The following is a 12,426-nucleotide window of genomic DNA, read 5'->3' as shown; positions in this document are numbered from 1 at the left end:
CTTCTTCTTTCTAAGCCCTACTGGCCGAGCCAGTGGGGCTTTTGCTTTTGGGGCTGAGCCCTGCAACCGTCCAGAGGACAACACCATGCCGCTTGACCGTAATGACCCCGAAGTGAAGGCCCTGTTGGAAGAGGTGGCCGCCGAGGCCACCGAGGCGCTGAGCGCCAAGAACAAGGAACTGCTCGCCGAGCTGCGCCAGGCGAAGGCGAAAGCCAAGGGTTCCGATGTCGACCCCGAAGAGCATGCCCGGCTCCAGACGCAAGTCGAAGAGTTGGCCAGCAAGCTCGACAAGGTGACGAAGGACAGCACCCGCCAGATCGAAAAGCTGACCAAGGACCTGACCGACAAGGACGGCGCCCTGACTCAGCACCTGATCGACGGCGGCCTGTCTTCCGCGCTGGCTAAGGCTGGCGTGGCTCCGCACTTCATGGACGCCGCCAAAGCGATGCTGCGCGGCCAAGCGGCCATCAAGGACGGCGCCGCGGTCATCGGCGACAAGCCGCTGGCCGATCACGTCACCGAGTGGGCCGGCACCGACCAGGGCAAGCACTTTGTCACCGCGCCCGCGAACCGGGGGGGCGGCGGCCAGGGTGGCAATGGTGGTGGCAAGACCTCGGGCAACATGGGCGGCACTCGCGACGAGCGCGTGGCCGCCCTGAACGCCCAATTCCCTGAACTCGCGGGCTGACCCCGCACCAAGCAAAAGGAACGACCATGTCTCTCTCGCAGATGCAGGTTTTCAACAAGTACATGATGCCCGCGATCATCGAGACGCTGGGCCAGCAGATTCAGAAGTTCAACGCGGCGTCGGGCGGCGCCATCATGCTGTCCACGGGCGGCTGGGAAGGCGACTTCCTGCAGGAATCGTTCTACGCCGCCATCCACAGCGCGCGCCGCCGCGTCGATCGCTACGCTACCAACGGCACTGCCACCCCGACCGACCTGACCCAACTGAAGCACAGCTCGGTAAAGGTTGCCGGCGGTTTCGGACCGATCCGCTTTGAGCCCGGTCAGATGACCTGGCTGAACAAGCCCACGGCGGAGGGTATCGAGGTCGCATCGCGCAACTTCGCCGAAGCGCTGCTGCAGGACCAACTGAACACGGCCATCGCCGCGCTGGTTGCGTCCATCAGCAACCAGGCCGCCGCCACCAATGACGTTTCGGCCACCCTGGGCCTGACGTACTCGGCCCTGAACGACGCCCACGCCAAGTTCGGCGACAGCTCCAGCCTGATCGTGGCAAACGTGATGACCGGCCAGGTCTATCACAAGCTGATCGGCCAGAACCTGGCCAACGCCCAGCAGTTGTTCCAGTACGGCGCTGTCACCGTGGTGGACATCCTGGGCAAGACCGTGGTGGTGACCGATGCCCCGGCGCTGTATGCCACGGGCACGCCCAACCTGCAGAAGGTGCTGGGTCTGGTCTCGGGCGCCGCGACGGTGACCGATGCGGGTGACGTGATCACCAACATCGACACCGTCAACGGCAAGGAACGCATCGAAACCACGATGCAGGTGGACTACACCTTCGGCCTGGGCCTCAAGGGCTACACGTGGGACGAGGCCAACGGCGGCAAGTCGCCGACCGACGCCGAACTGGCCACGGGCACCAACTGGGACAAGGTGGCCACCGACATCAAGCACACCGCTGGCGTTATCGCCATTGGTGACGCTTCCATCTAAGGGGACACCATGAAAGCAAAGCTGCCCATCTGGTACCTGGCGGGTCCGTTCTACCGCTACGAGCAGGACGTCAAGGCCGAAGCGGCCAAGGCTGGCGTGCGCATCATCGATGCCAACGCCACCGACAGCCGCGAAGGCGCCGCCAAGGACGTGCCCAAGGTCACCTTGAAGCCGGAGTACCGGCCGAAGGTCAAGGCCGAAGCGGCCAAGGCGGACGGCGGCGGCGATCCGCTGCCGTCGCACGGCCTGACGGTCGACCAGATCAAGGATGCGCTGGCCGCCAAGCAGATCCAGATCCCCGAGGGCGTGACGCTCAAGGCGGACTTGGCCGCGCTGCTGGACGCTCAGCCCACCTGACCGCTGTTTGACGGTCGCCCCTGCTCACGCGGGGGTTTCCGTCAGCCTGTGGAGATAACCCTATGCCCCTGATCGTCGAAGATGGCACCGGCCTGCCGAACGCCGACAGCTACGTGAGCGTGGCCGACTGCCAAGCCTACGCCGCCGCCCATGGCCTGGCATTCGCCGGCGAGGACTCAGCCCTGGAAGCCGCCCTGCGCAACGCCACGTCCTACCTGGACAGCGCGTATGAATTCGTCGGCAGTCGGCTGTACTTGGAACAGGCGCTGGAATGGCCGCGTACCGTCAATCAGGGCCGCGTTCCGGCCGCCGTGGTGAATGCCTGCTGCGAGCTGGCGGCGCGCGCGCTCAAGGGGCCGCTCTGGCAGGACGTGAGCAGCACCACGGCCGGCGCCGCCATCGAAAAGACGGTGGGCCCGATCACGACGAAGTACGCCACCGCCGAGGGCGCGCGCAACGATGGCCAGACGCGCTATGCAGGCGTGACGGCCATGCTGCGCCGCTGGCTGTCGTCCTATGGATCGTCGGTCAAGCTGGTGAGGTGCTGATATGCGATTTTGCGTACACGAGGGGCGTCCCGGATTCCGGGCGTACAGCATTCTGCGCCGCCGTGGTTTGCGTGTTCTGGTCACGCTCGATGGGGCGCCTGTGACGCACTGCGTTATGGCGGATACCCGGCGCGGCGTCGTTGTTTGCGATGAGGTGGATGACCGCGGCATGGTGGTGATCAATGCTCGGGGTGACGCCATCAAGCAGGTCCGTCGCTTTGGCCGGGTGGCTGTGGAGATCGTGCGGCCATGAGCACCTTCGACTATGCCGAAATGGCCGCCACCGCCCAGGAACTGCTGGTGGAGTTCGGCGGGCCGGTGACCGTGCGCCAGGTCGTGACGGGTGAATACGACCCTGAGCTGGGTGAAGCGCCCACCACCACGGTCGATAACGACGGCATCGGCGCACTGTTCGACTACTCGGCGCAAAGCGCAGGCCTGGCCAACCTGGCCGGCTCGGTGATCGAGACGGGCGACAAGCAGCTTTACCTGGCGCCTGAACTGGCGGCAGGCGGCCCGATGATCGAGCCGAAGTCGGCCGACCTGGTGCTGGCGCTGGGCGCGACCTGGCGCGTTGTGACGGTCAAGCCGCTGGCGCCGGCCGGGATCGTGCTGCTGTTCGAACTGCAATTGAGGAAGGCATGAGCTTCGCCGCCGACATCGCCAAGTTCGTTGAGCGGGCCAAGGGAAACATCGACACCGCGACGCGCCAGGCAACCGTGCTGTTGGCGCAGGGCGTGATCCTGAAGTCACCCGTGGACACCGGGCGGTTTCGGGCCAATTGGCAATTCTCGGCGTCCGGCATTCAGCGCGCCACGTCGGTGGCAGTGGATCGCGGCGGACAGGTCACGCTGAACCGGCTGGTGGCTGAGATTCAGCGTACCGGTGCGGGCGGCGTGACCTACCTATCCAACTCGCTGCCCTATGCCGTCCGGCTGGAAAACGGCTGGTCCAAGCAGGCGCCCCAGGGCATGGTCAAGCTGACCGCGCAGGAGTTCCAGCAGTACGTGAGCCAGGCGGCAAAGGACGCCAAGAAATGAGCCAGGACCTGATCCGCAAGGCCTTTGAAATCCGGCTGAACACCTGGGCCGCAGCCCGCGTACCGGCGCTGCCCGTGGCCTGGCAGAACACCAAGTTCACGCCGCCCGCCGCTGGGATCTACCTGCGCGCCTATGTCATGCCCGCCGCGACCACCAGCCGGGATGCCGCCGGCGACCACCGGCAGTATCGCGGTGTGTTCCAGGTGAACGCGGTGCTGCCGATCGGCAGCGGGTCGCGCGCCGCAGAGCAGATCGCGGGCGAGCTTGATGCGCTGTTCCCGGTGAACCTGAGCATTCCGTCCGGCGCGCTTGCCGTGCGCGTGCGTACCCCGATCAGCGTGGGCCAGCCCACCACGGGCGATTCCGACCACACCGTGCCCATATCTCTGGGCTACGACGTCCAGTTTTACCCCGACTGAATTCGGCTCAAGCCGATGGCCCGTAAGGGCGCAACTGGAACCCGCCGCATGGCGGTTTTTTATTGCCCTCTGGGCTTCGATGAGGGGCCGTAGGCCTCCTAAGGAACTATCATTTCTGCACTATTCCCCAATGGCACCGTGTTCTCGGTGTCCACCGTCCTGGGTACGGCCTTGGCCGTGTCCGCCATCACCAACGCCAATCCGGCAGTTGCATCCGCCACCACGCCGCCGACTGACGGCGCCATCCTGATCGCGAAATCTGGCTGGACCGAGCTGAACGAGCGCGTCGTGCGTTCGGCCAACGCCAGCGCCAGCACCTTCGAACTGGAAGGTATCGACACCACCAGCACGACGCGCTACCCGGCCGGCCAAGGCGCGGGCTCGGTGATCCCTGTCAATACTTGGGTGGACCTGTCGCAAGTCACGGGCGTGGAAAAGACCGGCGGCGAGCAGCAGTTCTTCCAGTGGCGCTACGTCGAAGACCGCAGCAGCCGTCAGCGCCAGCGCCCGACCTTCAAGAACGCCAAGGTCATCACGCTGACGCTGGACTATGACCCGGCGCTGGCCTGGTACGAGACCCTGCGCGAAGCCGACGCGGTCAAGGACACCGTTGTGCTGCGCGCGCGCCTGCCGAACGGCGATGCCCTGTATTACCTGGTCTACCCGTCGTTCGACGCTGACCCGTCGATGACGCTGGACCAGAACATGCAGAACACCGCGACGTTCTCCATGACGTCGGAATTCACGCGCTACGCGCCGCTGCCGTAACAAGGGGTCGGGATGAGCAAAGCCATTTTCAAGCTGCAGCCCGCCCCGACCTTCACCGTGCCGGTGGAAATTCCCCGGCACGGCGAAGAGCCGGCCAAGATCAAGGTCACCTTCAAGCACAAGTCGCGCGAGGAAATGAAGGACTTCATGGAGCGCGCCGAGCAGTCGGACGCGAGCCAGGACGTCGCATTGATCCGCGAAATGATCGCCGGCTGGGAAGGCCCGGACATGGAATTCTGCGACGAGGCCATTCAGTTGCTGCTCCAGAACTACCAGGGCGCCGTGCCTGCATTGGTGCTGGCCTACTCCCTGGAACTGACGCAGGCCCGCCGAAAAAACTGATCGCCGCGGCGGAGGAGTTGTATCGGCCCGAACCGAACAAGGCCACCTTGGCCGAATTCGGGCTCCGGCCTGATGACTTCCCCGTCGCGGTGATCGAGCTATGGCCGGAAAACGTGGTGCCCAAGGTCGTGTTCTCGGCCATGGGTTCCCAGTGGCGCATTGGCTTCAGCGGCCCGACCGGGCTGGACTATGGCGCCCTTGAGTGCGTCATGCGTGTGTTGAAGGTTCCGCCCGAGGACGAAATCGACGTCTTCGACGCAGTGCGCGTGATGGAAGCCGCCGCGCTCCAGATGATGAACAGGAAATAGCCCTGCCGGGCTGAACGGTGCCATATGGCTGATGAAGTCGCCTCCCTTGTCCTGCGTGTTGACAGCACGCAGGCGAAGACCGCCGATACTGCGCTCGACCAGTTGGCCGTCACCAGCCAGAAGACCGAGCAAGCTGTCGAGGAACTGGCCAAGGCGGAAAAGCAGCTTGCCGTCAATACCAAGGAGGCCACCACCGCGGCGCAGACCGCCACGGCAGCAAACAAGGCCTTGGGTGTCTCGGCGACTGGTGCCGGCATGTCTGCCGGGCAGCTCAACAATGCCTTGCGCATACTGCCCGCGCAGATTACCGATATCACGGTGGGCCTGAGCACCGGGCAGTCGCCGTTTACGGTTTTGCTCCAGCAGGGCGGCCAGTTGAAAGACATGTTCGGCGGCGTCGGGCCGGCTATCCGTGCGGTGGGCGGGTATGTTGCCGGGCTGATTACGCCGTTCACACTGGCCGCCGCCGGAGCGGTAGCGCTGGCCGTCGCGTATGAGAAGGGCGCCGCAGAGGCGCGTGCGTTCAGCGCCGCCATCGTCATGACTGGCAACGCCGCCGGCGTCACTGAGGGCGCGCTAGCCGCGATGGCGAAGCGGATTTCGGACATCCGGGGGACGACCGGCAATGCGGCCGAGGTACTGGCCAAGCTGGTTGCAACGGGGAAGCTGGCGGGCGAATCGATCGAGGACCTTGGCCGGGCCGCCGTGGTGGCGCAGGTGGCCACCGGCCGCAGCGTCGACGACATGGTCAAGGACTATGAGCGGATCGCCGACGCGCCCACCGAGGCCATCGCCAAGCTGAACGAGCGCTATCACTTCCTGACCCTGGCGGTTTACGACCAGATCAAGGCGCTGGAAGACGAAGGGCGCATGCACGACGCGGCCAGGCTGGCGCTATCCACGTATGCGCAGGCGATGGAGCAACGCAGCGCGCAGGTGGCCCAGAACATCGGCCTGCTTGAGTCGGCATGGCGCGGCGTGACCAGCGTAGCAAAGGGCGCCTGGGACGCGATGCTCGGCATCGGACGCGACCTGACGCCGCAAGACCGTATTGGCGACATCCAGAAGGAACTGGATCAGATCGGCAATTCGATGTTCCACAAGGAGCGCGCGGCGGCCTTGAGGGCGCAGCTCACCGGGTTGCAGGATCTGGTGAAGTGGCAGAACGCGGCAGCGAAGGCAGAAGCCGACCAGGCGGGCGCCGTCTCGCGCGGCATCCAGGCGCGCAAGGACCTCGACAGCTATGTCGACTCGCGCAAGGGCACATCCTTGGCCGCGTCGCTTGAGGCGGAGAACAAAGCTTTCGAGAAGGCCACGGCTGAGTTTTCGCAGGGAAGCCAGGAATATCAGGACGCGCTGAAGGCCCACACCGACCGGGTGGCGCAGATCCAGAAGCAGTTCGCAGGACCGAAGGGCGGCGCCGGAACAGTCGCCGCGGGCGTGCGCGAACTGGAGCAGGCGCGCCAGCAGGAAGCCGCACTGCGCGCGCAGCTTGAAAGCGCGGTCAAGATCACGACTGCGCGCCAGGATCTGGTCAAGTTCGAGCAGCGCATTGCCGACCTGAAGGCGAAGGACCAGCTCACGGCAGACGAAAAGAGCGTGCTGTCCAACGAGACGGCCATCCGCCAGCAGTTGGAGCGCAATGCCGGCCTGTCGGAGCAGATCCAGTTGCAGAAGGAGGCCGTGAACCTGAAGACGCTGGAGGCGTCGGCGCAGGCCACGCTTGCGGCTGACCAGGAACGCTACAACGACTTGCTGGAGGGCTTCACGGCCAGCCCGCGCCTTCGTGAGCAACTGCAAGCCCAGCAGCAGATTTACCGCGACTTTCAGCGCCAGGTGAACCGTGCGGCCGAGCAGGAGGCCGCCGGCGAGCTGTCCTCGCAGGGCTATGCCGACCGCGTGCGCGTGTTCAAGCAGAGCCTGGATGAACGCCTTGCCCAGCAGGCCGACTACTACGCGCAGGTCGCGGATCTGGAATCTGACTGGAAGAACGGCGCGATCGGTGGCCTGAATGACTATGCCGAGGAAGCGGCCAACGTCGCAGCGGGCACGCGCAGCGCCTTCGCGGATGCCTTCAATGGCGCCGAAGACGCGCTGGCCCAGTTCGTGACTACCGGCAAGATCAGTTTCGCCAGCCTGGTGCAGAGCATCCTGGCGGACATCGCGCGGCTGGCCATCCGGCAAGGGATGACGGGGCCGCTGTCCGGCTGGTTGGGCGGCATCGTCAAGGGGCTGGCCGCAGGCTTCGGTGGTGGCGGTGCCGCCACTGCTGGCCAGGTCGCAGCGGCCACGCAGGGGGTTAACGCCGGCCTGCCGCTGTCTCTGTCTACCGGCGGCTATACGGGCGACAAGGACGAAAGCGAGCCCACGGGCATCGTTCACGGCAAGGAATACGTGCTGAACGCCGACGCGACCCGGCGGATTGGCCGCGACACGCTCGACAAGATCAACTTCGGCCGGCTCTCCCTCGACGACATGGCGCCGCCCGTCATGAGCAGCGCGAGCGCCGCGCCTGCGATCGCGCCGCCCAAGGTCACGGTGAACAACCTTGGCGCGCCGCAGGATTACACCGTCGAGAGCTGGAGCCATGAAGACATCGTTCTGATTGCGCGGAATCAGGTCTTTGAACAAGGCCCGCGAATGATGGAGACCCAGCTAAACCGGCCGAACTCGCGCCCATCGAGGGCGATGACCAACTCATTTGACGTGGCGCGTAAGCGATGACCTACCCCGTATTGCCGTTTCAACCCATCCAGGCGGGCTATGGCATCCAGCCGGGCGATGGAACCCAGCGCATCGCCTTAGACGGTGGCAGTGGTCGCTATCGCGCGGGCTTGCGCGGGACCCCGCACATGGTGACTGCGACCTATGCCCTGTTCGGGGAAGAGTACGACGCCTTCATGGGCTTCATGCGAAACGTCGAGCGTGCGGGCGGCGAGCCCTTTGAGGCTGATCTAGTTATCGATGGAAGCCGGAAGCGGCGCTATGTGACGCACTTTATGCCTGGCAGTGCGCGCGTGTCGGTGTCTGGGGACGTTTTCACGGTGTCCGTCTCCCTGGAGGTCGACCGCCTGCAGGAATACGACGACGCGGACCTGGATTACTGGGGTTCGCTGGTCATGATGCTGGCCGTCTACGGCAGCATCCCGGCCGCGAAGGAAATATTGGACCTTTTGGCGAAGTTGGTGAACGAGGACTTGCCCCATGCTTGACGACAACGACGCCCAGTACATCGACTTCTATTTCGGAGCGCCGCAGAGCACCGCCGAGTTGGAAACCCTGGAAATCAGCCAGCCGGCCTTCTCTCAAGTTTGGCGGCTCCAGTCGCATTACCGTGAGGGGTTCTGGGCACGCCTGGAGTCCGGTGAACTGGTCTTCTGGCAGTACGTGCCCATGCGGCTTAGGCAGTTGGAGGAACGCGGCAACCTGGACTTCGGGATATCGGTGACCCTGGGCGACCTGGGCGAGATCCTGCCCGACGAAATCGAGCGCGCGCGCCAGGCGGGCACGCTGCGCACGATCCCGCCGACCGTGCGGTACCGGGCCTACCGCTCGGATGACCTGGAATCGCCGATGGTCGGGCCGGTCACGTTGCAAGCGCGCAAGATCGTCAGGAACCGCGACGGCGCGCAGTTCGACAGCATGGCGCCGCAGGCGAACGTCACGAAGACCGGGATGCTGTATCGCACGGACCTGTTTCCGATGCTGCTGGGGTACCTGTGAGCATCGACTTCCTGCTGTACCGAGTCTACGACCGGAAGACGTACAACTGCCTGCACTTCGCCGCCGAGGCCTGGGAGCATTTGACGGGCGACCGCCGGCTACACGAGGTCAAGGAAGAGGACTTGGCCGCTGGTCGGCTGTCGGCGCTGTTTCGCGGCATGCGCAAGCTGCCAGGCCCCTCGGTGCTGCCATCTATCGCTCTTATGGAAACGCTTCAAGGTGAGGCCCATATCGCCGTGTGCGTGCGTGGGCGGTTGCTTCACATCAATGAATCGGGCGCTTCGTTCTTCCCGGTCGAGGCGCAGACGGCGCTGTATCGCAACATGAGGTTCTACGCATGACGACAGTTCACCTATACCGGGCACCGGACGGGAAGCGCGAGACGTATCAGGTGGCGGACCTGCATGCCTTTCTGAAGGCGGAGCTGGGGCCGCGCCTGCCGGCGGGCTGCCGCATCACCGACATGGCGACCGGGCGCTCCGTGCGGCCCGAGAAGCCTGCTGATATCACCGAACTGCGTGCGCTGCCTGGCCCCTTCGTGGTGGAGGCTTATCCGCTGGGGCCCCAGTTCCTTCCTGCTCTGGCGGTGGCGCTGATCACGACCGCCGCATCCATGATCCTGACGTCCATCCTGGCGCAGGATCCGCCGAACCAGACCGCTCGCAACGTACAGAAGGAATCGCCGAACAATGGGCTCTCGGAGCGCACCAACCAGGTGCGCGTCAATGGCCGGGTACCTGACATTTATGGGCAGGTCCGGTCAACCCCGGACCTGCTCGCGCAGCCCTACCTGGTGTTCGAGAACCATGTGGAAAAGGAAGTCTCGTTTATGTGCGTCGGGCGCGGCGCCCACGAGGTGTACGATGTGCGCGACGACACCACGCTGATCGCCGAAATCCCTGGGGCATCGGTGGAGGTCTACGCGCCGTTCACGTCGCCGAATAGCGGCCATGCTCCGCAACTGCGGATTGGGAACGCGATCAATTTGCCGGTGACGACGGCGAAGCGCGCGAACAGCGTCAACGGGCAGTCCCTACAGCCTCAGGACTTTGGCAGCGTGATCCGACGCGGCATGGTGTTCAGGTCGCCGAATGAGATTGTCTCGCAGGATGCAGATCTAGACTTTTCCGAGCTGTTTATCCCTGGTGACGTGATCGCCGTGCAGAACGCCAGGCAGACGCAAGGGACGTTTACCTACACGCCACCAGCGGGCGCCGTTTTCCGGACCGATCCCTCAACGTCGCCTTCATGGGGCGAAGTTGACTTCGCTGGTAACCATGCATCCGAATGGTCGGACGGCCAAATCCTCACGCTGTCTAACGGATACGTGACGTGGACCGACACCACGGGCGGGGACGGCGATTTCACATACACGGCAAATAGCAACGTTACGGGCATCTATGGCGTGTTGAGTGTCAGCTACCTGTCTGGGACTGATGTGACGCGCTTGCGGCTTGATGTGTCTCAGAATTCAGCGGCTTGGAATGCCTTTCGTACAGCCCCGACCGACGTGGAAGGGGCCCCCGCGCTGACAAGGCCGTCGGACATTGTTCAATTCGACCTGTCCGGCACCTACGCCGTCACCACGGTGACCTCCGGGTTGCTGACGCTGAACACGCCTTCGGCGGTAAATCCCGACTGGACCGTGATGCAGGACAGTTACGGCGGTCAGTCGGCAGTGTTGAACCCAACGATCACCACGACCGGTGAACGCTGGGTAGGCTGGTTCATTGTGGAGAGCGTACGGCCGATCACCCGCATCATTTCCAACGTGATAGCGCTGAATGGTCTGTACAAGGACAACGGACGCCAGCAATACCGCCGTGATGTGGCTTACCGCATAGAAGCCCAGCGCGTGGATGGTTCTGGTACGCCCTACGGGGATGTGCTGGCCTTCGAAAGGACCATTTCGGGGTCCGCAGTGACGCGCTCGGTTCGGGCGGATACGCTGGACGCTCAGCTCACGGGTGCGGCCAGCGCGCGCTGGCGATTTCGGGCGCGGCGTTTGACGAATTCTGATACCGACTTTGAGGGCTCGGTCGTAGACGAAATCAAGTGGCGCGACCTGTACGCCTGCTCGTCGGTCGAGCAGACGCACTTCGGCGATGTGACGACGGTGCAGTCTGTGACCCTGGCCACGGACGGCGCGCTGGCGGTAAAGGAACGCAAGCTGAACCTACTGGTGACCCGTAAGCTGCCGCAGCGGATTTCTGGCTCGACGTTCACGACCGAGCTGTACCCGACCACCAACGTGGCCGACATCATATCGGCGATCTGCCTTGACCCGCTCATCGGTAACCGACCGCCGGCCGAGGTGGATTTCGACAATATCTATACGACGGCGCAGGAAATCCGCGACTACTTCGGCGTCGATGTGGCGCGGTTCGACTACACCATCGACAGCGACAACCTCAGTTTCGAGGAGACGCTTTCGATGATCGCGGAGGCGGTCTACTGCCGGGCCTATCGTCGCGGCAGCGTCATCCGTCTGTTCTTCGAGCGTGCCACGGAAGACGCGACGGTCTTGTTCTACCACCGCAACAAGCTGCCTGGGTCTGAACAGCGCACCGAAGGAAGCGACGACGAATATGACGGCGTCGAGTTCCAATGGATCGACCCGGCGAATGACGCTCCGGTGACGATCTACCTGCCGGCGGACAGGTCAGCCGTGAACCCGCTGCGCGTGGAATCGGTGGGCGTGCGGATGGAAGCGCAAGCCACCATCCATGCATACCGACGCTGGAACAAGATCCGCTATCACGACGAATCCACGGAGTTCGATGGGTTGCCGGAAGCGAACCTGTTGCGCGTCAGTGAGCGGATCCTTTGCGCCGACAACACGCTGGCGCGGAGCCAAGACGGCGATATCTTGGGCGTCGATGAGGAAGACGGGCGCCTGGTGACTTTGTCCCAGCCGTTCGAATGGGGAGCCGGCCCTTACGTGATCTTCCTGCAGAACAGCGACGGCTTGGTTGAAAGCATGGGCGTAAGCCCTGGTGGCGCCGCGCGCCTGGCGCTGCTGGAGCGCGATCCGCGCACGCCGATTATCCGCCGTGGCGAGGGCTACAACGCTACCGGCTACATCATCACCGAGGCCAGCGACACGCGGGCCGCCAAGCCTTTCATATTGACCGAGAAGGATGCGCCCAATGAAGACGGGACCATCCCGCTGAAGGCGATCAACTACGACGCCAGGTATTACCAGAACGACCTGGACTTCCACCCTTAAAGAACAGCC

The 12,426-nt window shown here is 64.2% G+C and carries 15 protein-coding genes; all 15 read left to right on the top strand.

Annotation, left to right across the window (positions count from 1 at the left end; translation table 11 throughout):
* Positions 1-85: 85 nt before the first annotated feature.
* The 15 genes from ACE04A_RS11625 (at position 86) to ACE04A_RS11555 (ending at position 12,417) form a co-directional block, all read left to right on the top strand.
* Complete coding sequence (locus tag ACE04A_RS11625; protein WP_485820137.1) at positions 86-688, top strand: hypothetical protein; 603 nt, start codon at positions 86-88, stop codon at positions 686-688.
* A gap of 26 nt (positions 689-714) precedes the next feature.
* Complete coding sequence (locus ACE04A_RS11620) at positions 715-1,683, top strand: major capsid protein (RefSeq protein ID WP_448715559.1); 969 nt, start codon at positions 715-717, stop codon at positions 1,681-1,683.
* Between the two features lie 9 nt (positions 1,684-1,692).
* Entirely contained in the window at positions 1,693-2,040 is a 348-nt protein-coding gene (locus ACE04A_RS11615) for a hypothetical protein (RefSeq protein WP_448715558.1), read from the top strand.
* Positions 2,041-2,102: 62 nt separating this feature from the next.
* Positions 2,103-2,588, top strand: a complete 486-nt coding sequence (locus ACE04A_RS11610; protein WP_448715557.1) for a DnaT-like ssDNA-binding protein — start codon at positions 2,103-2,105, stop codon at positions 2,586-2,588.
* A 249-nt stretch (positions 2,589-2,837) separates the two neighbouring features.
* The gene (locus tag ACE04A_RS11605; protein ID WP_448715556.1) at positions 2,838-3,233 is read left to right on the top strand and encodes a hypothetical protein; all 396 of its coding nucleotides are present in this window, start codon (positions 2,838-2,840) and stop codon (positions 3,231-3,233) included.
* Positions 3,230-3,628, top strand: coding sequence for an HK97 gp10 family phage protein (locus ACE04A_RS11600; protein ID WP_448715555.1), 399 nt, complete (start codon positions 3,230-3,232; stop codon positions 3,626-3,628). Before ACE04A_RS11605 ends, ACE04A_RS11600 begins: the two co-directional genes overlap by 4 nt.
* The gene (locus ACE04A_RS11595; protein WP_448715554.1) at positions 3,625-4,047 is read left to right on the top strand and encodes a DUF4128 domain-containing protein; all 423 of its coding nucleotides are present in this window, start codon (positions 3,625-3,627) and stop codon (positions 4,045-4,047) included. Before ACE04A_RS11600 ends, ACE04A_RS11595 begins: the two co-directional genes overlap by 4 nt.
* Before the next feature lie 147 nt (positions 4,048-4,194).
* Positions 4,195-4,815, top strand: a complete 621-nt coding sequence (locus ACE04A_RS11590) for a phage tail protein (protein WP_485820136.1) — start codon at positions 4,195-4,197, stop codon at positions 4,813-4,815.
* 12 nt (positions 4,816-4,827) lie between these two features.
* Positions 4,828-5,157: a phage tail assembly chaperone gene (locus ACE04A_RS11585; RefSeq protein ID WP_448715552.1), complete on the top strand. Its 330-nt coding sequence runs from the start codon at positions 4,828-4,830 to the stop codon at positions 5,155-5,157.
* Positions 5,158-5,174: 17 nt separating this feature from the next.
* The gene (locus ACE04A_RS11580; protein WP_448715551.1) at positions 5,175-5,465 is read left to right on the top strand and encodes a DUF1799 domain-containing protein; all 291 of its coding nucleotides are present in this window, start codon (positions 5,175-5,177) and stop codon (positions 5,463-5,465) included.
* 24 nt (positions 5,466-5,489) lie between these two features.
* Positions 5,490-8,189 (top strand): phage tail tape measure protein, encoded by a 2,700-nt coding sequence (locus ACE04A_RS11575; RefSeq protein WP_485820135.1) that lies wholly within the window; start codon positions 5,490-5,492, stop codon positions 8,187-8,189.
* Positions 8,186-8,677 (top strand): hypothetical protein, encoded by a 492-nt coding sequence (locus tag ACE04A_RS11570; RefSeq protein WP_448715549.1) that lies wholly within the window; start codon positions 8,186-8,188, stop codon positions 8,675-8,677. Before ACE04A_RS11575 ends, ACE04A_RS11570 begins: the two co-directional genes overlap by 4 nt.
* Complete coding sequence (locus tag ACE04A_RS11565) at positions 8,670-9,188, top strand: DUF1833 family protein (RefSeq protein WP_448715548.1); 519 nt, start codon at positions 8,670-8,672, stop codon at positions 9,186-9,188. The genes ACE04A_RS11570 and ACE04A_RS11565 overlap by 8 nt, the downstream gene beginning before the upstream one ends.
* Positions 9,185-9,529, top strand: a complete 345-nt coding sequence (locus ACE04A_RS11560) for a hypothetical protein (protein ID WP_448715547.1) — start codon at positions 9,185-9,187, stop codon at positions 9,527-9,529. The genes ACE04A_RS11565 and ACE04A_RS11560 overlap by 4 nt, the downstream gene beginning before the upstream one ends.
* A complete protein-coding gene (locus ACE04A_RS11555) occupies positions 9,526-12,417 on the top strand; it encodes a host specificity factor TipJ family phage tail protein (RefSeq protein WP_485820134.1) in 2,892 nt (963 codons plus the stop codon). Before ACE04A_RS11560 ends, ACE04A_RS11555 begins: the two co-directional genes overlap by 4 nt.
* The last annotated feature ends 9 nt before the right edge of the window (positions 12,418-12,426 follow it).

This window comes from Achromobacter colocynthidis, assembly GCF_057334535.1.
Note: the sequence above shows the minus strand (reverse complement) of the source record. Positions and strands in the feature narration are given on the sequence as shown.

Excerpts from the sequence above, each read along its gene's own strand:
- ACE04A_RS11625 (WP_485820137.1), top strand. The coding sequence starts at position 86 with ATGCCGCTTGACCGTAATGACCCCGAAGTGAAGGCCCTGTTGGAAGAG.
- ACE04A_RS11620 (WP_448715559.1), top strand. The coding sequence starts at position 715 with ATGTCTCTCTCGCAGATGCAGGTTTTCAACAAGTACATGATGCCCGCG.
- ACE04A_RS11615 (WP_448715558.1), top strand. The coding sequence starts at position 1,693 with ATGAAAGCAAAGCTGCCCATCTGGTACCTGGCGGGTCCGTTCTACCGC.
- ACE04A_RS11610 (WP_448715557.1), top strand. The coding sequence starts at position 2,103 with ATGCCCCTGATCGTCGAAGATGGCACCGGCCTGCCGAACGCCGACAGC.
- ACE04A_RS11605 (WP_448715556.1), top strand. The coding sequence starts at position 2,838 with ATGAGCACCTTCGACTATGCCGAAATGGCCGCCACCGCCCAGGAACTG.
- ACE04A_RS11600 (WP_448715555.1), top strand. The coding sequence starts at position 3,230 with ATGAGCTTCGCCGCCGACATCGCCAAGTTCGTTGAGCGGGCCAAGGGA.
- ACE04A_RS11595 (WP_448715554.1), top strand. The coding sequence starts at position 3,625 with ATGAGCCAGGACCTGATCCGCAAGGCCTTTGAAATCCGGCTGAACACC.
- ACE04A_RS11585 (WP_448715552.1), top strand. The coding sequence starts at position 4,828 with ATGAGCAAAGCCATTTTCAAGCTGCAGCCCGCCCCGACCTTCACCGTG.
- ACE04A_RS11575 (WP_485820135.1), top strand. The coding sequence starts at position 5,490 with ATGGCTGATGAAGTCGCCTCCCTTGTCCTGCGTGTTGACAGCACGCAG.
- ACE04A_RS11570 (WP_448715549.1), top strand. The coding sequence starts at position 8,186 with ATGACCTACCCCGTATTGCCGTTTCAACCCATCCAGGCGGGCTATGGC.
- ACE04A_RS11565 (WP_448715548.1), top strand. The coding sequence starts at position 8,670 with ATGCTTGACGACAACGACGCCCAGTACATCGACTTCTATTTCGGAGCG.
- ACE04A_RS11555 (WP_485820134.1), top strand. The coding sequence starts at position 9,526 with ATGACGACAGTTCACCTATACCGGGCACCGGACGGGAAGCGCGAGACG.